Source organism: Nostoc sp. DSM 114159 (assembly GCF_053470285.1).
Map to the genome: position 1 here is coordinate 94,160 of NZ_JBPFEH010000001.1, position 22,094 is coordinate 116,253.

The window sequence follows — 22,094 nt, forward strand, 5'->3', positions numbered from 1 at the left end:
AATGCTGTAATTATTATAAGTATATTTACTTGCAAATCAGCTAATCTTGATGAGTTATCTATTTGTTTTGTAGACTTGAGTTTTTCCGATTAAGTATTTAAACATTAAACACAGCCCCCGTCAGTATTGTTTCTCAACCAGAGAGTCTTTTGACAAGTGCGATCGCTCACATTTAACTTTCTTAAACTTCTGATTGGATTTCAGTTTCCTACTATTGAGGAAATTAATTGTAACCAATTAGCTCAATTACTATTAGATTCTGCAAAACCCCGTCCATTAGTGCTAGATGCACGGAGTCAAGCTGAGTATGCAGTAAGCCATATCGAAACAGCAGTACGCATAGATCCTCTCACAGATGACTTAACAGCAGTTGCAACAGTTTCCCAAGATAGACCAATTGTTGTGTACTGTGCTGTTGGCTACCGGAGCGCAAAATTAGCCCAAAAACTGGATGAAGCCGGGATTAAGTGCATTTATAACTTGAGTGGTGGAATTTTTCAGTGGGCAAACGAAGGCAGGCCGATCTTTCAAAATGGTCATCCAACAAAGGTTGTACATCCTTACAATGCAATTTGGGGAAAACTACTAAAAGCTACTTACCATGCTCAGGAGTGTTGACCTTTAGACTAAGTACAGTTATGCGTAAAAACGTAGCGTTTTTAATGCAAGCCGATGCATTAACAAGGCCGCCGCCGCATTAACAATGCAAGCCGATGCATTAACAAGGCCGCCGCCGCATTAACAATGCAAGCCGCCGCATTAACAATGCAAGCTGATGCATTAACAAGGCCGCCGCCGCATTAACAATGCAGGGTATTGCCTTTCATTAATTTCTAGCGAATTAATGAAATGCTGCACTAAGAGCTTGTCAACATTAAGCAAGTAGAATAAAAGCAACGATAAAACTACTTATACTGCATGTCTCAAGTTTCGATTGTCATTCCTACTTTAAACGAAGCAGTTAGCTTAGAGCGGACATTGCGCCAATTGACTTTACTTAATCCGCCTGCTTTTGAAGTGATAGTAGTAGATGGTGGCAGCGATGATGAGACAGTGGCAGTTGCAAAACAATGCTTTGAGTCATTCAATCAGTCGCTAGGCGTACAAGTTCTCTCATCTGAACAGCGTGGGCGTTCTATTCAGATGAATTACGGAGCATCGGCTGCAACTGGAGATATTCTTTGCTTTCTTCATGCAGATACTTGGGTGCCGGATGACCTAATCGCTGTAATCGAGCAAACTCTAGCAGAGTCAACCATTGCCTGTGGGGGGTTCATTTCTCTGATGAGTGGATCTCAAACGACTCGCTGGGGCATCTCTCTACATAATTATTTAAAAACCTTCTATGCACCATTGCTATTTAAGCCTCACCTGTTTTTTCGAGGATTGCGCCTGTTGTTCGGAGATCAGGTAATGTTTTGTCGTCGCACTGACTTTTGGGATTGCGGCGGATTTGATGAGGCATTACCGATTATGGAAGATGGAGATTTATGCCTGAGATTGGTTAAAAAAGGACGTATTTATCTAGTGAACCGCATTGTTCACTCTTCCGATCGCCGCGTCGCAAAATGGGGTAGCTGGAAAGCAAACGCAATCTACCTTTATATCGGTTTTTTGTGGGGGATTGGCGTTGATGCAAATTATCTGAAACAATTTTATCAAGATATTCGCTGATTCAGGCTCCAGTCATAGTAGAGATAGGAAATTGGCGTTGAGGCATTTATTGGCAGGTCTGTTTCTAGGTAGGAGCGGATATATTCTGGAATCGAGGATTTGACCTTAAGAAAATCTTGACGATACCATTTAAAGATTTTGCTACAGTAGAGCGTTTTACTATCTGAGTCATAACGAACTTTTTCAGGATTGTTTATGAAGCGACGGGTATCTTCATCTAACTGCTGAGTAACTTGTTGAGGAAAATAAGCTCCAGCCCGCAGTAACGGGCAACCAACGGAAGCGCAGACAATTGCAAAATGAATTCGTGGCTCCTGCAATTGATTCCGCAGAATTTGGTTTTCTATTTGGGCTAAACTGTAATGCTTGTCAAATATATAATAAGCACGACGTTGGAAGAACCACAAAAAAGCCAGCCAGTTGGGAATGCCTAAGATGCGCGGACGAACTGATTCAAGCGGGTATCTTTCTAAAATTGTCGAAATGGTGAACGCATTGTAAAGGTTGATCCACAATGCCAATTGCTCAGAAGTGTTGCTATTAGATGTAAAAGCCAGATTTTTTTGACTGGACAACCAATCTGCGATCGCTTCAGGTTGCTCAGTTTTCCAAGCAATATAGTTTACACGACCTTGGCGATCGACATACTGACGCAACAACCTGTCCCAAGGTTCAAAATCAATCATTATTGCTGTGTTTATATGTTGTCCGTTGTTTTTACTTATACCTATACCAATTGAATCCTCAAAATAGAATGAAATAGCCCCAATTTAAAGCTAAAAGAATTTTTTGGTTTCGCGATCGCAACGTAGAGTTGAATTTGTACAAGTATTTATTTAACGAATTATAACAATACTATCTTTGGCAACTTGAAATCAGCGATACACTGAGAAAAATTCCTTGAGGAAGCGTTGATGGCACGGTCAAACGGGGTTACAAGTGAAACGTCTGTAGAGGAATTGCCTACAGCTTCAGACAAAAATACGATCGCAATTGAAAATCCGCCTGAACCAGTGGAGGATGCCCAGGATATTGATGACATATTGAACTCACTAAAAACCTTACTGAGTTCTCTAGAAAAGCTCCAAAAAGTCCGGCAGGAAGTGGGCGATATCAAACCGTTGATTGGGCGGATGCTTGATGGAGAACTAGTTGCTGGTGAAGAACTGGAGCAACTCAAGACAGGTGTGAGCGGTCTTTCTCGCCTTGTTCGTGCTTATAATGACCATCAAGTAGCGTTGGCTAAAGCACAACCTGCTAGAGACTTGCTAGATCAAGTGCTGAAAGAACGTAAAGCTAATTGAGTTGGGATTGGGGATTGGGAAAGAAATTCTTTAGATATTTGGTTGGAGTCCCAATCTCTAATTTAATAAGCGATCGCACTTTTTTGAGAGAATTAGGAGTGCGATCGCCTTTACATCGCCTTTTGGTATGTCTACGGTAGCAAGGTAAAGCCCTAAAGGAAGTATGCTACTATACTCTACTTATTATTGATATTTTTCTTAATAATTTGCTAATAACCTAAAATAGGTTATGATGACAAAAGCCTAGTATTACTTGCGAGGTAGGTATCGTAATGAAGATTAATAGAGAGAATCTACCCTTAGACCAGATTCTCTTAGAGGATAGCTTACAACTGCTGAGTAATCTGCCAGATGAATGTGTTGACTTAGTTATATCTTCTCCACCTTATAATCTAGGCAAAGAATACGAATCAAGACAGGCTCTTGAGATTTATTTGGCAGAACAAACAGCCGTTCTGCTTGAGTGTAGCCGGATTCTCAAAAATACAGGTTCGCTATTTTGGCAAGTTGGTGCTTTTTCTGACCGAGGAATGCTAATTCCTTTGGATATTCGCTTTTTTCCGATTTTAGAGTCATGCAGATTAATTCCTCGCAACCGGATTATATGGGCTAGGCAACATGGTCTTCATGCCCAAAAAAAGTTTTCTTGTAGACATGAAACTATTCTTTGGTTTACTAAATCAGATAACTATAAATTTAATCTAGATGCTATTAGAGTTCCCCAAAAGTATCAAAATAAGAAACATTATCGGGGAAATCGGAAGGGGGAACTTTCATGCAATCCAGACGGAAAAAATCCTGGTGATATTTGGCTATTTCGGAATGTGAAACACAACCATGAAGAACAAACTATACATCCCTGTCAATTTCCAGAAGACTTGGTAGCTAGAATTATCTTAGCTACAACTAACAAAAATGATCTTGTTCTAGATCCATTTATGGGATCTGGTACTGCGGCAGTGGTTGCCAGAAACCATGAACGCCATTTTATCGGCTCAGAAATTGAACCAAAGTATCATCAAGTTGCGTTGCGTCGTCTCAGTGGTAATCCAGATAAAAATGGTTGTTTTCCAAATTTAAAAACATTACGCGATTATGTTGAAAAAACTGGTCAATCTATTGATAAATTTAAATTTGATGTGCAAGTAGGAAATAAAGCTTCAGAACGCAGCAAAGCAAAAATTTCTCCAGAAGAGTATCACTTGCAAGAAATGGAAGATAGATTAATCTATGAAGAATCTGCTTTTGCAGCTAATCTAAGAGGTGAAGAGATTCCAATAGATCCAAAGCTTAATGGTAACGGTCAAAAGACCTCTTTGCAAAATCCAATATTAAAAAAAATAGAAGAAGTAGAACAAACTGAACTGAGATTATGGAGTTAATAGAGAAATTATTACAATAAGCGAAGCAGACAACGACTACGGGCTGAACGTCCAGCAATGATTTGGCATTGGCGACTAACTCTAGTATTCACAGTTCTAGAATATCTTTTAGATGAATACTCAGTCCAGATGATGGGTACTATTGTATTTTGTTGTTCAAATAATCCAACCAATCTGATTGGTACATCAAAAACTTGGTATTTAGTCAAAGCTTTTAACTGATTAAGAGCTTGCTCGTAATAAAGAGTGCTATTAGAAGCAGGAAACATCAGAGCCTTTGTTACTATAATTACCAAATTAGTCGGGTATCCAACAAATTCAGTTTTAGCTTTGAAAAACAATTCTGAACGCAAAGTGTTATTGAGTAAATAGGCATAGTGAGAAAATTGAATTTCAATGATGATGCCAGATTTGGCCAAATCAACATCTGTACCTAAAAATTTATAAGGTGCTGGAATGAAAATATTTGATTGCCAACCATCATGAATAAAAGCAGCTTTAATATATTCGTTCGTACCTACTGGATCAAATATTGTATTACCCTGAATTCCAGCTTGATCTGAAGCCTTGATGTGCAAAGGCATTCTAGTAAGAGTATTACTAATCTCATGCCATTCGTTCTGGTATTGGGTATTAATGATTGTATCTGCTGCGTTAAAGTCAACATACTGAATAATGATTATTATGTCTCCTTTTGGTATTTCAACAGTTCTTTAATAAAAGCAAGCGGATCGATTTCCAGAACTTGGGCAACTTGTAAAAATTCAATCACGTCAAGACGACGTTCTCCACGTTCATACTTTGATACATAAGATTGTGGAAGCTCTAGCTTGGCTGACAACTCTGTTTGAGTAAGCTTGGCAGCTTTCCGAGCTTCTATAAGTAACTGGCGAAACCGATTGTAATCTTCACTGAAAACTGATTTAGGCACCTTAGCTCGCCTTTTTTCTGGCGATGGTTTGTTCGATCTCGATAAAAGTTAGTAGATATTGCTAAACTCTGTTAAATTCTAAAACCTAATATGGGATAAACCCAAAATAGGTTTAAAAAAGCTACTATATGACTAAATCTGTGGTTTCATTTGAAGGATATCAAATTTTGCAAGATATCTACTTATGATAATGAATGTTGCACCCGCCATTTTAATACTAGGTCAAAATAGCGTGACAGTAGCACGCAAAATAATCACTGTCCTACCAGGGGCAACGCTATACGGTTTAGAGGGTCGCACATCTGGGGTTGATATTAGCTTTACGAATTTTGGCGAGACGCTGCGCGAGTTATTTGTGCAGGGAAGGCCGTTGATTGGCATTTGTGCTGCCGGCATTTTAATTAGGACGTTAGCTCCGGTAATCTCGGATAAACGACAGGAACCACCAGTGCTAGCTGTAGCTGAAGATGGTAGTGCTGTTGTCCCTCTTTTGGGCGGACTTGGTGGAGTAAACGATTTAGCGCGTCGCATTGCCGAAGCCCTGGATGTCAAAGCTGCAATTACGACCACAGGCGATTTACGTTTAGGCACAACGCTGTTATCTCCTCCCTCTGGATACCATTTAGCAAACCCAGACGATGCGAAGAAATTTATTTCAGATGTGTTAGCTGGGGCGCAAGTTAATCTCGAAGGAATAGCACCTTGGTTAAGCGATAGTAAATTACCGATAGATCCCAAGGGAGATTTGACCATCCAAGTTACAGAACGTTTGGTGACTCCTACAGCCAACTGCCTTGTCTACCATCCAGCAACGATCGCGATCGCAATGAGTGGCATGATTGATGATGCAGTAGCTTTAGTACCACAGCTACTAGCTGATGCCAAACTAGAAACAGCATCAGTCGCCGGGATATTTGCACCCATCGCCGCCGCCGATCCCGCAATCCACGCCGTAGCTAGCGCCTTGAAAGTGCCCACCCGCTTTTTTACCCCAAATCAGCTAGAAAGTCTACTTTCACAAGGTTATAGCCCCGCCCAAGCCGCAGCGATCGCCGCCACAGGTACATCCCCTTTATCTTCTCCTTCTGCTAACATTGCGATCGCTATTGCCCCTCAAGTAATTGACCCCAATACCATCGGTCAGCCACGCGGACGGTTAGCGATTATTGGCACGGGCCCTGGTGGTTCGCCGTGGATGTCTCCCGAAGTGAAGGAGATACTCAAGTCGGCAACTGACCTAGTGGGTTATAAAACTTATTTAGATTTAATTGGTTCTCTGGCTGATGGCAAGCAACGGCATGAATCTGACAACCGCGAAGAAGAAGCACGAGCAAAAATGGCCCTAGATTTGGCTGCATCTGGGCGATATGTAGCTGTAGTTTCATCTGGCGATCCCGGTATCTATGCAATGGCAACAGCGGTTTTTGAGGTATGCGATCGCTATGCTAAACCCGAATGGGACAGTATCGACATTCATGTGGCCCCAGGCATCTCTGCAATGCAGGCAGCAGCAGCAGCCATTGGTGCGCCCCTTGGGCATGACTTCTGTGCTATTTCCCTTTCTGATATCTTGAAACCTTGGTCTGCGATCGCCCAACGAATTACGGCTGCTGCTGAGGCTGATTTCGTTATTGCTTTCTACAATCCTGTTTCCAAAGAGCGTACTTGGCAACTGGCAGAAGCGAGAAATATTTTGCTGCGACATCGAACACCAGATACACCAGTAGTATTGGCCCGGAATCTCGGCCGCCCAGGACAAACGGTAAAAGCGATCGCACTTGAGCAGTTAACGCCAGCAAGCGCTGATATGCGGACAATTATTCTCGTTGGTTCCACAAAAACCCGAACTATCAAGCGCCGTGATGGTAATATCTGGGTTTATACGCCGCGTCGCTATACACACAAGAAAATCTGAGGAACATGCATAAAAGTTCCCAAAAACGTGCAACAGCAACTGGTACATCATCAAAATTTTGAATTTTTACAACAGCAGTCACAGTTGTGCTACTATACAACTCGTGTATGTAGTTCATACAAACAAAAATTCCAATAAGTCTCACTTATCTGGAATATAAATAAGTAAAAATCATTGATGATTACGCTATGAAAAAATAAATTATTATCAAACAAAATACATTTCTCAAAATTCATAATTTATTCTGAATTCTGGACAATTAGCAAAGAAATCATCAGCTTTAAGAACCTCACAAAACAAGAAAATTTGGTGATATAAGAATTCATTAATGGGTCTAAGTTCCCGATTGAGAGCGAAGCTCCTTCTCTACCAAAGGCTTCTCTTGCAGTGACGCTAACGCTAACGCTAAGGAATCCTTAAGTGTCTTGATTTTGACTTCTGAATTTTTACTTCAACAAATTTTCATTGGAATTTTAACATTCTAATCTAAACATATAGCGATTAGTCAGGAGTTTAGTTTGATGAATCCTAAAGTCTCTGTAATTATCCCTGCCTACAATACTGAAGTTTATATTAAGGAGGCAATAGAGTCAGTCTTAAATCAAACACTCGCTGAACTTGAAGTTATCGTTGTCGATGATGGGTCAACTGATAAAACTGTAGAAGTTGCCAAGAGTTTTACCGATGAACGTCTCAAAGTGATAGTTAATCCACAAAACCTTGGGGTTTCTGCTGCGCGTAATCTTGCTATCAAAGCAGCCCAAGGAGAATGGATTGCTGTTCTGGATTCAGATGACTGGTATGCTCATGAAAGATTAGAAAAGCTTGTGTTGCTGGCAGAACAAGCAAATGCAGATATGATTGCAGACGATGTTTATTTTATCAAAGATGGTGCAACATCTCCTTGGAGTACATTGATTCAAGAAAGTGGAGAACATATAGATAAAATTCTCCAAATTGATATCGTTTATTTCGTAGAGACAGATGTCTATGGAAAACCAGGGCTACATCTTGGTTTAAGTAAGCCTATGTTCAAACGAGAATTTTTGGTTAAACACAGCATTGAGTACGATGAAACCCTAAGCATAGCTGAGGACTTTTGGCTTGACATGAAATGCTTAATTAATGGCGCTCGCTTTTTTCTAGTGCCAGAAGCCTATTATTTCTACCGTTCACGCACTTCTTCTCTTGTACGTGAAAGCCGATTAAAACGTCTAAATCAATCTTGCATAGCTACTTATTCTTTTATGCAGCAAAAAGTTGTGAAAAAAAATCTAGCTTTAATGCGTGCTCTGTCTTCTAATCTTGCAGTTTATAACAAAAATTTAGCTTACAATCAAGTTTTATTGCCTCTCAAACAAGGAAATTGGTTATTAGCATTGAGAGAATTCCGAAAAAATCCGATCATTTTTTATGATTTTCTTTCTAGATTTAACGATATTATCAAACGTCGATTTCAATACTATGTGATGGGTAATAAATTAGTTTTTGAAATGCCTTATAATCTTCAAGTAAAACGAAGAAAACCAATGCATCCCAGTTTATATTCTCCTAAAAATAATAAATAAGTAAAACCAAAAGATTGTTATAAAAATATGAGAGAAGTGAGTAATCGGACAACCCTGTGATTGGAAAGATGATAAAGCTGTACGTCTTCACAACTTGGTTGCGATGCCTACGGCGGGCTGCGCCTACGCAGCCTCATTCCAAGAAAATAATCTTGTAATCTAATTGGGTTAACAGCCAAATCATAGCTCTTATACTGACTTGTATTGGAGATAGATATGATGGAATTTAGAATATTTTTCGTGAATTTACTCCCCCTATTGAACGCCGCAAAATACTCGATCGAGTAATCATGTTCTATTTTCCAACCATAGGACTATTATGATACCTATTGCATAAGCAATAATATCTTTCCAATCAAATACACTTCCCAAAGCAACAGCCAAAACCTTGTATTTGTGTAATCCTAAATTATTTACAAAATTAAAATATTGCAGAATCTCGATTGCACAAGCAAAGGCAAAAACTGATAAAGCGACTATGGATGAATGTATATTCCAAAAAGCTTTGACAAAGCAATAAATTAATATAACTACTAAAACATCACCGATAAAAGGACGAATAAAACTATCATTTATAAAAACTGCAATACATACCTCTATTAAAAATAGTAAAAGTGTGAGATAAAAATATTTTTTATTGAAGATAAACATGGCAATCAATAGCGCTCAAAAAATACCTACTTTGACTATCAACCTCTTTAATTTTTGATAAAGTCTGTTGAAAATCCTATTATAGGACTTACGCAAGTGTCACAGAAAAATCGGATTTGTAGTTTGTAGTAAGCGGCTCTAGCCCTTATTTTGAGTATTAAAGTCCTCGTATAACAATAAACTTCTCTGTTTTGCCTTCCCTTTAGCAACTTCTGCTTTAACACTTTTGTGTTTCGCGCAGCCTGTAGCAACTTTCGTCTTCTCTGTAAGAGCTTCTGTCTTCACGTTTCGGTGTTTCGCGCAGCCTGTAACAACTTCCGTCTTCTCTGTAAGAGCTTCTGCCTTCACGTTTCGGTGTTTCGCGCAGCCTGTAAGAGCTTCTGCCTTCACGTTTCGGTGTTTCGCGCAGCCTGTAAGAGCTTCTGCCTTCGCGTTTCCGTGTTTTGCGCAGCTTGTAGCAACTTCTACTTTGACTGAAGCGTCCGCCCACCGTTAAAACGGCAGTCTAATAACCCAAGTCCATTAAAATGGACTGTAATCTTCAGTCCTCTGAGTGAGGACTTTTGCTATGAGACAGGGATTTTAATCCCTAGCGGACGTTCGGTTTCACGTTAATTTGACACCAATGGCGAGACGCCCACCTTACAAGAAAAGTTGTATATTTTTTTATTTGTCAGTCCCTAACGCCAAAAAATCCAACATCGGGGTAAGGGATAAAGGTAAATTCAAACCTTTTCCCTTTCCCCTTTAACCGAAAAGTATTGTCTTTACATCTGAATTTTGGGCTATTCCTGATACACATTTACTTGCACTGTAAGATTTAATCGGATAATCTGAGCAATCGAGATTGTTTTTCAAGAAAACCAATGAACAAATTCATACTGAGTTTGCTTTCTTCTCCAGTGCTGATTAGCTCTCTTCTCTCTATGGGAGTAATGCTGAATCACGCACAAGCTATGGAGCCAGAACCAGGAGTCAAAAGCACAGATCGTCTATCTTGTATACGCAATAAACATAAAGTGGGTTTAGTATGTGCCAGGGCTTCTGTATTGGCTCAAATTCCTAACTATCAACGTGAAATAGAGTTTTCTCAAGAAGATGCTCCCATGCTGGAGTTTAATGATGAAGAAAGCAATGTGGCAATCGACTTATTTGGTTGTGATTGTCCTGCTTGTATAAATTCTTTGCGTCAGATGCGCGGGGCGACACCCTTGGTATATTAACGTGAGTTCGATGAACCTCTCCCGGACAGCCTCCCTCTCCCACGGCGAAAGGGATGAGCAACGAGAAATTAGGGTTTTGACTTTCCTCTCCGTGTCCAAGAGGGGTCAATACGGTTCGGATAAGCATTTTTCACTTTCCTTGTGGTCTGGGGAAAGGATAAGGAGTAAAGGGGAAAGGATGTATTCAAAACCTTTCCCCTTTCCCCTTTCACCTTTCCCCATTTCCCGACCTCTTGCAAAAGGCACAAATGCCAAGAGGTCTAATGATTAGCTCGATTTTTCGACTCGCAAACCAAAGTATGTCAAAACAAGTTCGGTTGAGCCACTATTGACAACTTCGTGTACTTCTCCCGGTTCAATGGCTACGCAGTTTCCCGGAAGCAAGGGGTATTCTGTATCATCAATGTGAATTACTCCTGAACCAGCTTCTACAAAGAATACCTCGCACATATCTTGATGCGCGTGTGCTGGTGCGGTTTGTCCAGGAGCAAAACGTGCTTGAGAAAAGTTAGTTAGGTGAGGTAAATCGCCGAAGCGTAACATCACCTTTTTCTTGATTTCGGCATTGTGAGAAACCGATTCTTCAGGCAAGTCTTTCAAGGAAGTGGTAATCATTCGGGTCTTAAATCGTTAGATAATTCCACAATACCCCTAGACCCATCAATCCTGACTCGTTGACCATCTTGCAAGATCCATGTAGCACCGCGAACATCCATGACGGCGGGAATTCCATACTCACGAGCAACGATCGCACCGTGAGAAAGTCTTCCTCCAGCTTCGGCAATTAATCCTCCAGCCCTTAATAATAATGGTGCCCAGCCGGAATCTGTATAAGGTACTACTAGAATCGTATCTCGATCGACTTCTGGCACTTCTTGTAAATTTCGCAACACTTTCACCCTACCTTCGGCTTGCCCGTGACTGGCTCCAATGCCTTGTAAAATTTGGTCAGAGTAGAGTTCAGAGGGAGCTAAGGGGTGAGGAGGTGTATTGCCGTAGACTAAAACAGGTACTTGAATAATCTCGCTATCTTGCAGGAATTGCGATCGCCTAAATTCCACTAACTCATTTAACTGTTCGATTAAGCTGGAATCTTCATCTCCAATTAAACGCCGCACTTCATCAAAATTGAGAAAAAAGATATCGCCTGTTTGCCTAAGTAAACCAGACTCTAACCAAATTTTCTCTAAAGCCACAAAACTCCAACGCAATTCAGCTAAAAGCCGGGAATAAACTTCGGTGACTCGTCCTTTGATATCCACGCGGCGTTGCACAAAAGAGCGTTTGCGCTTACTGGCAAAGATACTATTAATTGCGTCTTTAGCACCTGCTTGTGGTTCGTTCCCCTGCATTAACTGCACAAACATCTGCTGAATCATTTGGGGATTTTCCCGCCAAGTGGGAACGGAGATATCGGTTCCTACTTCGCTTAAGTAGCCGTAATCTTGCAGCAATTCGTTAAATTCTTGGAGGATCTTTTCTCCTTCGGGGGTTTGCTTTAATTGCTCAAATACTTGCTGTGGCTCAAACTCAACCAATATCTGCTTGGCATCTGTTGCGATCGCACTGAGCGATCGCAATGCCGCTACTTCTGGGGTGACGCTATGATCGATTTGCCCATCTTTTACCCGAAAAATCGCCTGTCTCAGAGCGGCACTCAAGGGAGCTAAAATGCTGTAATACGTTCCATAACGCAGCAACTCCAGAATAAAATCAACTCTTGCCAACAACGCGGGTGGTTCCAAGCTATCGATATCTGACTGCGCCAACTGCGACAACCCAGGAATGAATCGTTTGTGATAATCTTCCTTGAAGTCCTTTTCTAAACTTAATTCCCGCTTCAGCAACTTTCCTAGTCCTGGCAAATTTTCCCAAGTTGACTGCAAGGAAGGTTTACTTAATTTAGCTCCTCTGGTTAAAAATTCCAGACTTTCCGGCGGTAGTCCCATTCTGAGAAAAATATCTCCTAAGAGGGACGCATTAAAGTAGGCTCTGGAATAGTGCAGAGTTGCTGTTTTGGTGAAATCTAACCCCAAAGCGCGATCGCCTAAAACTAAAGTAAAAAATTCTCCCCAAACTCCACAAGTTAAGGGACGATTAATTGACCATGTTAAGGGGTGAATTACTCCGGGAATCACTTCCGCAGCGATTTTGCGTGTCCAGATGGGCAACAGAGTGGTGATTGGTCGAGATTGCAACACCCAAAGCGTTTGCCCATCATAACTCCACTCGATATCTTGAGGAGTGCCATGATAACGTTTTTCGAGTCGGTAAGTAAGGTAAGCAACTTGCTTAATTAATGATTGCGGGACTCGTCCTTGACCCTCTAATTGTACAGAGTAAGAATTTTCTGTTTCAACGACAAAAGCGCGATATTGTTCTGGTGTGATTTTTCCCGAAACGACTTGCGTCGCGCTGCCTGGAAGGGCTTCAATGATGATTGCATCGCCTTGCTGGGTAATGGGATCGCGGCTGAAAGCAACACCAGAATATACACTCTGGACTTGTTGCTGAATCAACACAGCCATTGCTGTATCATTTAAGCCGCGATCGCGTCGATATTGGACAGCGGAGGGATGATTGTAGGAAGCTTGAACTTGAGCGATCGCTTCTTGTAATGCCTCTTGGCTAGTAACATTTACAACTGTTTCATACTGTCCAGCAGCAGAAGCGTATTCTGAGTCTTCTCCAATAGCGGAGGAACGCACCACCAAAGGAGATAATTCTGATGGCTGGAGAAATTCTGTTAACCCTTCTGGATTGTCGATAGGTGCTAGTACCCATCCCTTCGGCACTGGATAGCCCCAGCGCTTAATTTGAGATAATGTTGCTGCCTTTTCTCCGACAATGGCAGCATTCAACTCTTCATCTAGAGAAACCATTGTGCGCTCGCCGCGTAAAAATTCCAACATCGCTTGCGATTCTGTTTGTGCCTCTTGGGCTGGCAGTTTCATATCATCAGGAATTTTGGTGTAAATCCAGCCCATTAAACCAGCTAAGGCCACAGCAGCAAGTATTCTGGGAATATCGCTAAAGTGCAGAAGTGCCACAAACAAAGGAAAAAGTAGCAAAACCCCAAATTTGACTAACTTTCTTGATTGCAGAATTGTAAAAGTAATACCTGCAAAGAAAGATACAAATATCGCTACCAGTGGATCGTGTACGACAAATCCCCAGACAACATTTGTCGTACCTGCTCCTCTGCCTATCCAATATCTACCGATTACCAGAGCGATTAGGGCAAGCAATTCCCAAGACGATCCATCTGGGAAGAAAATGCGGCTGAGTAAGACTGCCGCAACTCCTTTAAATGCTTCTGACAAGACTGCCAGAATTCCAACAATTTTACCGCCATGATAAAAGGCAGCTGATACACTAATATTTCCTGTACCAACTTGTGATAACTGCTTCCGTTTGAGGGCGTAAGTTATCCATGCAATCAGGGGTAATCCGCCCAAAAGGGGGCAGACAATTAAAATAACTAAGATACCCCAAGGTTCAAACATTCTGGATTTTGGATTTTAGATTTAAATTTTCCATCTAAAACCTCAAATCTAAAATCTAAAGTTTTTCTGAAATTTTTGATGGTTATTAGGGGGGTTTATTTATTAGTTGCTAAATGGACACTTGGCTAAGACGGAAACCGTTTAAGACAAGTGTCCTTCTAGACTACTAATGGTTTTAGTTTAGCGCATAGGCAGCTTGCAGCGCCCAGATTACGAGAGCAGCGATCGATCCCAGAAGCAACACGGTAGAGATAGTGACTACTTTTGGGGAATCTGCACCCTTAAATTTCATAATTCCGCGATTTAAGTCGGACACAGCTTTGTAATCCTCTGTTGTTGGAGCATGAAATATTTGTCCGTTTTGATTGTAGTCCTTCTATTTGCGGATGACGTTAAATTCACTTTAAAAATTTAGAAGTGGGAGTGGGGATAAGGAGATAAGGAGACAAGGAGGACAAGGAGGACAAGGAGGACAAGGGAGACAAGGAGACAAGGGGACAATGAAAATAACCTTGCCCAATGCCCAATGCCCAATGCCCAATCCCCCAGTATCATTGAAAAGCAACTCAGTATCAGAGGGTGTGAGTAGGTGAAAATAGCACTGAGCGTAATTTTGGCGGTGGTTGTGGGATTGTTTGTGGTAATTGAGGTTGGATTGCGATCGCTGTTTGGTTTTGGTAATCCCCTGATTTATATTGGCGATGAGCAAATTGGTTATTTGTTGGCTCCTAACCAACGTACTCGTCGTTTTGGGAATCGCATTGAAATTAATGAATATTCTATGCGAGGTAGTCCGATAAAAAAGATACCTGCACCTTCTGGGCTGCGAATTCTCCTCTTAGGTGATTCTATTGCTAATGGTGGTTGGTGGACCGATCAGACTAATACAATATCTAGTTTGATGATGCGTTCTCTAGCATCATCCACTAATAGCAATTATCAGGAAGTAGAAGTGCTAAATGCTTCCGCTAACTCTTGGGGGCCAAGAAATGAATTAGCTTATTTAGAGAAGTTTGGCAATTTTAACGCGCAAGCAGTGGTGTTATTAATTAATACTGATGATTTGTTTGCAACTCCTCCGACTTCATTACCAGTAGGACGCGATCGCAATTATCCCGATCGTAAACCTCCCTTGGCATTAGTGGAAGTGTGGCAGCGTTATATCATCAAGCAAAAGCCAATTCCTGAACTGCAAGCTGTGCAAAATGAATCAGGCGATCGCGTCGGGATTAATCTGGAGGCGATCGCTAAAATTCAAGCCTTGACTCGCCAAAGCAACAGCAAATTTCTGCTGGTGATGACTCCCTTACTACGAGAAATTGGTGAACCAGGCCCCCGCGATTACGAAATCAAAGCACGTCAGCGCTTGAGCGATTTTACCAAAGCACAGCAAATTAACTATATAGACTTTTTACCGAATTTCAATTCAACTAACAACCCCCAAGGTTTGTTTCACGACCACATTCACCTCAACTTACAAGGTAATAAATTTGTCAGTGAAGTTATGGAGCGATCGCTTTTGGAAATACTGGGTGAGAAGTCACTTCATCACTAATATTCGTGTTTTAAAGCTCATCTATGTTGAAACCTAGAGTTTTTTAAAAATATTAAAAGATATATTTTTGTAGGTTGGGTGGAGTGAAACGCAACCCAACATTACCACCTGATTTATGTTGGGTTACGCGATCGCTGCACCCAACCTACAAAACTACGGTTCTCAAGGTAGACGAGGTTTAATTAGATTTCTGAGTATCTCTAACCAAATTATTTAACTCTTCCTGCATTTGACTTTGAACTATTTCATAACAAGCATTCACATAGTTACGATCTCTAGCTGCATCTTGACCATATCTTTCAAAAATAATTGGATGACAGATACGAGTGTGAATTTGCACAGGTAAAGGAATATTTGGCAGAGGCCCAATAGACAAGCCCCAAGGCAAACCTAAGTAAATTGGGAAAACACCAGGGTCTAATTCATATAACCACGGCAATCCCCACTGATGCAATTGTTTGACGAAATCATAGCAATCACATAATACGATCAAGCTATCATGAGCGCCTACGGAAATTACAGGAATAATTGGAACTTCTTGTTTTAAAGCTAGCTTGACAAACCCTTGATGACCGGCAAAATGAATTTTATAACGTTGGCTATGAGGACGAAACATATCATATTGTCCACCAGGATATACCAGAACGCTAGCACCTCGATCGAAAGCCGCGCTAGCCATTTTGGGATGTGCAACAATTGCTCCGAATTTCTGAGCTAATCCTGCTATTTCTGGACTCACTTTCCAAGCGTAAGGGTGCATTAGACCATACACCAAACGCTCGGTTCCAAATCTCGAAAACCAATCGTACATCATCATTATTAAATCTGGAGAAGCCATTCCCCCATTGTGAGAGCCAACCAGTAGTACTTTCCCTGTTGTTGGGATGTGATGCCATCCATCAGTTTTTACTTGAAAGTAATAACGGTAAAACCATGACCATATAGGCATCAATGATTCAATAAATTGAGGATCTCGCTGTGCTAATGAGTGATGAATCTTTTTCGAGAATTCTGATGTTAAAGTATTGTCAGCGCTGACAGAAATATTCTCTACCTGTTTTGGAAATTCCATAATTAATCGCTCATCTTCCATTAATCTTGCAAGTATCTCTGCAATTACTCTAAATTTCAGTGCACCAAAATTGTCTTCACTTTTTCAGCAAGATTGATACAAGCCTTGGTGGTTTATTTTTATCTTGTTCATGCCACCATTCTTTGAAGTCTTCAAGTTGGAAGCCATGAACTTTTGCTGTGTTAAAAAAGTCTGATAAATGATGCACAAATGCCGGAATTTCAACGGACTCTTGCTGTCTTTGAAAATTAGCTTTTGTTCCTTGATATTGCTTGAATGGATGAAGCTCACAGATGAAAAAGTGTCCTCCTTTGACTAAGACACGAGATGCTTCTGAAAATATCAAGCTGAGGTCTTCGATGTGTTCTAAAACCAGATTACAAGTAACTAAATCGGCAGACTCATTATCACAAGTCCATTGCTGGGTAATGTCTTCGGTAATAAACACTACATTCGCAGACCTCACTTTCTCTTTTGCCTTTTCGATCATCTGTGCTGAAAAATCGATCGCACAAACTTTCAGAGCAATCTGTGAAAGCAAAAGTGTATTTTTACCTGTGCCACAGCCAATTTCTACGACTGATTTACACTTCAAACCCATCAAGGTTTCTCTGGTGACGATTCGATCGAGATCGCGCGTCAGATTTTCGTCAGCATCGTATGTGGCTGACCAATTATCGTATGCTGCTTGAATACTCATATAGCTTCATTTTGCCAAGCAAAGGGTATCATACATATTCATCATTTCTATTTCACCGTGCGATCGCATAGTCCAAGTACAAGTGCTGCTGCCAGTGCCGCTATTGTCCGAACGTGGTTCCAGAACGTCCAATTGGTAAGATATCTAGCCCATAGGTTCGCGCCTTCAGTACTATCGGGTTTGGCGATCGCTAAGGCATCATTCAGCGGCACATTGAAGGCGATCGTTACTAGAACGGTGCCAATGAGATACAGGAGGCTACCCATAAGCAAATAGGCAGCACCAGGTTGATGCCACTTTAACACCGAGGAAATCGCTAAAAAAATGCAAGCCACAGCCGTTCCGAAGAGTGCCAACATAAACAACGGATTGATCGCAGTGATATTGATGGATTGCATGGCAATAATGCCTTCCTTTGGCTGGAGTCGTGCAAGGGCATTCATGACAAAAGTCGAGAAGGCAAAGAAGACGCCAGCCACCAGCCCGCAGCCTAGTGCTGTCAAAAGCGTCAAAGAGAAGCGTAAATTATCAAAAATTACCATAAAGCCTCCTGTTAATTACTGCCCAACGCCTTATTCACAGATGGTGTTATGTCACACACAATACGCTTGGGTTAAGGGTTATTGGTGTAGATGATTGGTCTTTCAAGACGCGATAAATCGCGTCTCTACAATCTGGGTTTTGGGCTGATCCGATCAGACACGATATTATTTTATTTGCTGTTGCTCCCATCGCTAGTCTTATTACTGTGTTGCGACGCAAGCAGTTTGTTTGACGAGCGATGGCTGCGCCAACACCTCCAGTGAACGCACTGCTTGCGACAATGTATTTACAACCTTTTGACATTAACGAGCTACAGACGACATTACTGTGAATTTGAAACAAATATTTTAGCTGTATAGCTTGGTAAGTCAGTAACTAAACCATCCTCTTTAGATTTCACTTCTTGATTACTAACCCAATCTCGCCAATACTCAGCAGTTGGGAAGTCTGAAATTTTATATTGATTTAGATTTTGGTCGGAGAAATTTACCACGACAATGATATGAGAATTCTGCTCATCCCAACGGGTGTAAGCCAGCACTTTATTATCTGCATTTTCGTAGAAAAACTTAATATTATCACTTTGCAAAGCTGGATTTTGCTGGCGTAGAGCAATCAACTTTTGATAATACTCAAATAAATCATGATTCTGAGCGTTTGACAATAAAGACCAATTAATCTTTTGCGGTTTGGTCACATCTTCGCTTTTTTGCTGATATTCGCCAAACTCTTCTCCCATCCACAGCATCGGTATACCCATCGCTGTCATTAACACAGCAGCAGCTAACTTAGCTCGTTCAAATGCGGCGGCGTCAAAGATGCCGCAATTGCCTAATTCTCGTAATACACGTTCGCGATCGTGGGTTGCCAAATAATTAATTACATTGGTAGCGATCGCATAACCTTGCTGTTTGGGATCTAAAATCTGCTTGAGTTGTTCTAATTCAAATGATTTCCCACAAATATATGGAATTATAAAGTAGCGAAAACTTTCATGCCAACAAGCATCTAATGGGCCATCTGGCTTGACTACAGTGTTTGTATCGGGAATGTGTTCAGCAATGTTGTAAAACTCTTTAGGTGCAGCATAATTTTTCGCTTCCTTAGTCAGCCAGTTGAAAAATTCAAAGTTAGCCAATTGCCGCACTGCATCAAAGCGAATTCCATCAATGTGATATTCCTGAATCCAAAATTTTACCACATCGCCGATGTATTCCCATGCAGGTTTAATATTTAAGTTTTTGTCGTAATTATCATAGTTAAACTCTGGTCCCCAATAATTATTTGGGTCTTCAGGATAATGTTTGTGTTCGTAGTACCAGTAATTTCGGTCAATTAGTATTAAAGGGCATTCTTCATCTGTATGGTTATAAATTCCATCCATAAAAACGCGAATGCCTCTACCATGACACTCGTCAATCAACCGCTTTAAATCTTCTGTTGAACCGTAACTAGATTCTGTAGCAAAGAAGTGGCGAATTTTATAGCCCCAGTTATAATCACCAGGGTACTCATTAACTGGCATTAATTCAATTGCATTAATTCCCAATTCGCAAAGATAATCTAACTTAGCAATTATCCCTAAATATTTGCCTTGCTCGTTAGAATCAACTTCATCACCAGTAAAATCGGCAACGTGCATTTCATATATAACTAATTCTCGGTTATCAGGCAACGGCGTTTCATCATTTTGCCAAAGGTAATTATCAACAATGCGTTGCCCATCTTGAATGCGTACTATGCCGTATTTTTCTGTTTCATTAACATCTGTCGCTTTGGGGTCAATGATATCTATCCATTCATCAAGTGCAAAATTTGGGCTTTTGGTTTGAATGCGAAATTTATATTGATAAACACCGTCTTCCAATTGTATTTTCGTGCGAAAATAACCATCTTCATCTTTTGACATGGGAATTTCTTTCCAATCTGAAAAAGACCCAATTAAAGCTGCTCCTTTGTTGCGAGGAGCAAATAATGAAAATTCAGTTAAATTTGCCATTTTCACACTTTTAAATTTTAGCTAATTACAGTAACTAAAATTATTGTGTAATATAAAATAATCAGCAGCTTCTTTCTTAAGTATTATCAATATTTTTCTAATCTGCTGAACTTCAGACAGATATTGCGATCGCTATGATTTTAGGGGTGCAATAGCTATCTAAATCATAACTAATTATGCGGACATGATATGATAGTTTTGCTCAATTGTCTCTGAGGTTTGTTTCTCAAATTTGATTCCATACCTTCTGGAATTAAATGTCTATTTCAAGACAGTAAACGCAGTGACTATTTCCTGGCATCACATTACTCTTTATACTAGCTGATTTTAAAATATCTATCCTTAAAAGATGGATAGTGGGTAGTAGGAAGCAGGGGAGCATACTTCGACTCATTTCGGCTACGCGGTAGTTGAGCGCAGTCGAAACTCAATGACCAACGCTCAGTAACCGGGGGAGCAGAGGAGGATAGATAATTAATGACCAATACAACTCTTAGAGAGGCTGCACTTCGACTACGCTCAGTGACCACGCCAACGACTACGCGGTAGTTGAATCTCGACTTCGCTCGATTACCGCGCAGTCGAAACTCAGTACAAGTGACCAATGACCAATGACCAATGACAAATACTTCGACTCCCTTCGACTACGCTCAGGACAAGTCGCTCAGTACAAGTGACAAATGACTATTTACCAATATCTTCATTCCAAAGTTCGGGGTTAGTTTCAATAAACTCACTCATCATTTGTTCGCATTCGTCAAGATTAAGATCGATAACGTCCACACCGTGAGATACCATAAATTCTTTAGCACCAGGAAAAGTTCTAGATTCTCCAGCGATGACTTTTTTAATGCCAAATTGTACCACTGCCCCAGCGCATAGGTAACACGGCATTAAAGTTGAATAGAGTGTTGTCCCTCTATAACTGCCAACTCTCCCAGCATTGCGGAGACAATCGATTTCGGCGTGGGTAACAGGATCGCCGTCTTGCACGCGTTTATTGTGTCCTCTGCCGAGAATTTTGCCATCCTTGACAAGAACCGAACCAATAGGAATTCCCCCTTCTTGTCTGCCTTGTTTTGCTTCTTGAATTGCAGCTTTCATAAACTCATCCATATAGTTCTCCTTTTATGACAAAACAACTTGTATTAATGGATCACGATGGCGGTGTAGATGATTATCTGGCAACTATGCTGCTGTTGACGATGGATAGTATTGAACTCCTTGGTGTTGTTGTCACTCCAGCAGATTGCTACGTTCAACCGGCTGTTAGCACCACACGTAAAATTATAGATTTGATGGGATTTTCTCATATCCCGGTAGCAGAAAGCACTGTGCGCGGGATCAATCCATTTCCTACTCTCTATCGCCGTGATTCGTTTATCGTTGACCATCTCCCCATTCTCAATCAAAGGGAAACCATTACTACGCCATTGGTTGCTCAAACAGGTCAAGATTTCATGATACAGGTGTTACGCGGCGCATCAAGTCCCGTAACGTTGATGGTCACTGGGCCGTTGACAACGGTAGCAGTGGCTTTAGACAAAGCACCAGACATTGAAGCCAAGATTCACAAAATTGTGTGGATGGGGGGTGCGTTAAATGTTGGTGGGAATGTGGAAAAAAGTCTGGAACCTGGACAAGATGGTTCTGCCGAATGGAATGTTTATTGGGATGCGGTTTCAGCAGCGCGGGTATGGCAAACCAAAATTGAAATTATTATGTGTCCTTTGGATTTAACTAACAATGTCCCAGTCACATCGGAGCTAGTATACAAAATGGGACGACAACGCCACTATCCCATCTCTGATTTAGCCGGACAATGTTATGCACTAGTTATTCCTCAAGATTATTATTTTTGGGATGTGTTGGCAACGGCTTATCTAGGACATCCAGAATTTTATCAATTGCGCGAATGGGAAACAGAAATTATCACCACTGGTATTAGTCAAGGGCGGACTAAAGTAGTTCCTGGTGGTCGGAAAATCTATGCAATGGATAAGGTAGATAAAGAGGCTTTTTATGATTATATTTTGCGGCAATGGGCAAGATAAAAAACTGAAAATAATCG

At 41.0% G+C, this 22,094-nt stretch carries 21 protein-coding genes; 9 read left to right on the plus strand and 12 right to left on the minus strand.

Features of this window, described 5'->3' with window-relative positions; translation table 11 throughout:
- The first annotated feature begins 156 nt into the window (after nucleotides 1–156).
- Nucleotides 157–618: a rhodanese-like domain-containing protein gene (locus ACR5KR_RS00320; protein ID WP_448265029.1), complete on the plus strand. Its 462-nt coding sequence runs from the start codon at nucleotides 157–159 to the stop codon at nucleotides 616–618.
- A 300-nt stretch (nucleotides 619–918) separates the two neighbouring features.
- Nucleotides 919–1,674 (plus strand): TIGR04283 family arsenosugar biosynthesis glycosyltransferase, encoded by a 756-nt coding sequence (locus ACR5KR_RS00325; RefSeq protein WP_448265031.1) that lies wholly within the window; start codon nucleotides 919–921, stop codon nucleotides 1,672–1,674.
- Here ACR5KR_RS00325 and ACR5KR_RS00330 read toward each other — a convergent pair.
- A complete protein-coding gene (locus tag ACR5KR_RS00330) occupies nucleotides 1,659–2,360 on the minus strand; it encodes a DUF547 domain-containing protein (RefSeq protein WP_448265033.1) in 702 nt (233 codons plus the stop codon). The two genes, ACR5KR_RS00325 and ACR5KR_RS00330, sit on opposite strands and share 16 nt — an antisense overlap.
- Nucleotides 2,361–2,588: 228 nt before the next feature.
- Between ACR5KR_RS00330 and ACR5KR_RS00335 the strand changes: the two genes are divergently transcribed.
- Both ACR5KR_RS00335 and ACR5KR_RS00340 read left to right on the plus strand, forming a co-directional pair.
- Nucleotides 2,589–2,978, plus strand: coding sequence for a hypothetical protein (locus ACR5KR_RS00335; RefSeq protein WP_445628259.1), 390 nt, complete (start codon nucleotides 2,589–2,591; stop codon nucleotides 2,976–2,978).
- A gap of 272 nt (nucleotides 2,979–3,250) precedes the next feature.
- Entirely contained in the window at nucleotides 3,251–4,360 is a 1,110-nt protein-coding gene (locus ACR5KR_RS00340; protein WP_445628258.1) for a DNA-methyltransferase, read from the plus strand.
- An 11-nt stretch (nucleotides 4,361–4,371) separates the two neighbouring features.
- On the opposite strand, the gene ACR5KR_RS00345 is transcribed toward ACR5KR_RS00340, so the two are convergent.
- A complete protein-coding gene (locus ACR5KR_RS00345) occupies nucleotides 4,372–5,061 on the minus strand; it encodes a BglII/BstYI family type II restriction endonuclease (protein ID WP_448270032.1) in 690 nt (229 codons plus the stop codon).
- Nucleotides 5,043–5,291 carry a helix-turn-helix domain-containing protein gene (locus ACR5KR_RS00350; RefSeq protein WP_099103407.1) on the minus strand — a complete coding sequence of 83 codons (249 nt, stop codon included), beginning with the start codon at nucleotides 5,289–5,291 and terminating at the stop codon, nucleotides 5,043–5,045. The genes ACR5KR_RS00345 and ACR5KR_RS00350 overlap by 19 nt, the downstream gene beginning before the upstream one ends.
- Nucleotides 5,292–5,475: 184 nt before the next feature.
- On the opposite strand from ACR5KR_RS00350, the gene cobJ reads away from it, so the two are divergent.
- Nucleotides 5,476–7,206, plus strand: coding sequence for a precorrin-3B C(17)-methyltransferase (gene cobJ, locus ACR5KR_RS00355; protein WP_448265034.1), 1,731 nt, complete (start codon nucleotides 5,476–5,478; stop codon nucleotides 7,204–7,206).
- A 521-nt stretch (nucleotides 7,207–7,727) separates the two neighbouring features.
- Nucleotides 7,728–8,774 carry a glycosyltransferase family 2 protein gene (locus tag ACR5KR_RS00360; protein WP_448265035.1) on the plus strand — a complete coding sequence of 349 codons (1,047 nt, stop codon included), beginning with the start codon at nucleotides 7,728–7,730 and terminating at the stop codon, nucleotides 8,772–8,774.
- 288 nt (nucleotides 8,775–9,062) lie between these two features.
- Here ACR5KR_RS00360 and ACR5KR_RS00365 read toward each other — a convergent pair whose 3' ends face one another.
- A complete protein-coding gene (locus tag ACR5KR_RS00365; protein WP_445628255.1) occupies nucleotides 9,063–9,425 on the minus strand; it encodes a ribosomal maturation YjgA family protein in 363 nt (120 codons plus the stop codon).
- Nucleotides 9,426–10,291: 866 nt separating this feature from the next.
- Between ACR5KR_RS00365 and ACR5KR_RS00370 the strand changes: the two genes are divergently transcribed.
- A complete protein-coding gene (locus ACR5KR_RS00370; RefSeq protein ID WP_445628254.1) occupies nucleotides 10,292–10,648 on the plus strand; it encodes a hypothetical protein in 357 nt (118 codons plus the stop codon).
- Nucleotides 10,649–10,915: 267 nt separating this feature from the next.
- Here ACR5KR_RS00370 and ACR5KR_RS00375 read toward each other — a convergent pair whose 3' ends face one another.
- The 3 genes from ACR5KR_RS00375 to ACR5KR_RS00385 all read right to left on the minus strand — a co-directional run bounded on the left by ACR5KR_RS00375 (nucleotide 10,916) and on the right by ACR5KR_RS00385 (nucleotide 14,470).
- Nucleotides 10,916–11,263, minus strand: coding sequence for a cupin domain-containing protein (locus ACR5KR_RS00375; protein ID WP_445628253.1), 348 nt, complete (start codon nucleotides 11,261–11,263; stop codon nucleotides 10,916–10,918).
- Nucleotides 11,260–14,154 carry a glycerol-3-phosphate acyltransferase gene (locus ACR5KR_RS00380; RefSeq protein WP_448265036.1) on the minus strand — a complete coding sequence of 965 codons (2,895 nt, stop codon included), beginning with the start codon at nucleotides 14,152–14,154 and terminating at the stop codon, nucleotides 11,260–11,262. The genes ACR5KR_RS00375 and ACR5KR_RS00380 overlap by 4 nt, the downstream gene beginning before the upstream one ends.
- Nucleotides 14,155–14,329: 175 nt before the next feature.
- The gene (locus ACR5KR_RS00385) at nucleotides 14,330–14,470 is read right to left on the minus strand and encodes a hypothetical protein (RefSeq protein ID WP_190240958.1); all 141 of its coding nucleotides are present in this window, start codon (nucleotides 14,468–14,470) and stop codon (nucleotides 14,330–14,332) included.
- 273 nt (nucleotides 14,471–14,743) lie between these two features.
- Between ACR5KR_RS00385 and ACR5KR_RS00390 the strand changes: the two genes are divergently transcribed.
- Nucleotides 14,744–15,709 (plus strand): SGNH/GDSL hydrolase family protein, encoded by a 966-nt coding sequence (locus ACR5KR_RS00390; protein ID WP_448265037.1) that lies wholly within the window; start codon nucleotides 14,744–14,746, stop codon nucleotides 15,707–15,709.
- Nucleotides 15,710–15,887: 178 nt separating this feature from the next.
- Here the strand turns inward: ACR5KR_RS00390 and ACR5KR_RS00395 are convergent, their stop codons facing one another.
- The 5 genes from ACR5KR_RS00395 to ACR5KR_RS00415 all read right to left on the minus strand — a co-directional run bounded on the left by ACR5KR_RS00395 (nucleotide 15,888) and on the right by ACR5KR_RS00415 (nucleotide 21,139).
- A complete protein-coding gene (locus ACR5KR_RS00395) occupies nucleotides 15,888–16,781 on the minus strand; it encodes a lysophospholipid acyltransferase family protein (RefSeq protein WP_448265038.1) in 894 nt (297 codons plus the stop codon).
- A gap of 76 nt (nucleotides 16,782–16,857) precedes the next feature.
- On the minus strand, nucleotides 16,858–17,481 hold the full coding sequence (locus tag ACR5KR_RS00400; RefSeq protein ID WP_448265039.1) for a class I SAM-dependent methyltransferase: 624 nt from the start codon (nucleotides 17,479–17,481) through the stop codon (nucleotides 16,858–16,860).
- Between the two features lie 47 nt (nucleotides 17,482–17,528).
- A complete protein-coding gene (locus ACR5KR_RS00405) occupies nucleotides 17,529–17,984 on the minus strand; it encodes an anthrone oxygenase family protein (protein ID WP_448265040.1) in 456 nt (151 codons plus the stop codon).
- 362 nt (nucleotides 17,985–18,346) lie between these two features.
- The gene (locus tag ACR5KR_RS00410; protein WP_448265041.1) at nucleotides 18,347–20,023 is read right to left on the minus strand and encodes an alpha-amylase family glycosyl hydrolase; all 1,677 of its coding nucleotides are present in this window, start codon (nucleotides 20,021–20,023) and stop codon (nucleotides 18,347–18,349) included.
- Nucleotides 20,024–20,707: 684 nt separating this feature from the next.
- A complete protein-coding gene (locus ACR5KR_RS00415) occupies nucleotides 20,708–21,139 on the minus strand; it encodes a nucleoside deaminase (protein ID WP_445628246.1) in 432 nt (143 codons plus the stop codon).
- Between the two features lie 14 nt (nucleotides 21,140–21,153).
- Between ACR5KR_RS00415 and ACR5KR_RS00420 the strand changes: the two genes are divergently transcribed.
- A complete protein-coding gene (locus tag ACR5KR_RS00420; protein ID WP_448265042.1) occupies nucleotides 21,154–22,077 on the plus strand; it encodes a nucleoside hydrolase in 924 nt (307 codons plus the stop codon).
- The last annotated feature ends 17 nt before the right edge of the window (nucleotides 22,078–22,094 follow it).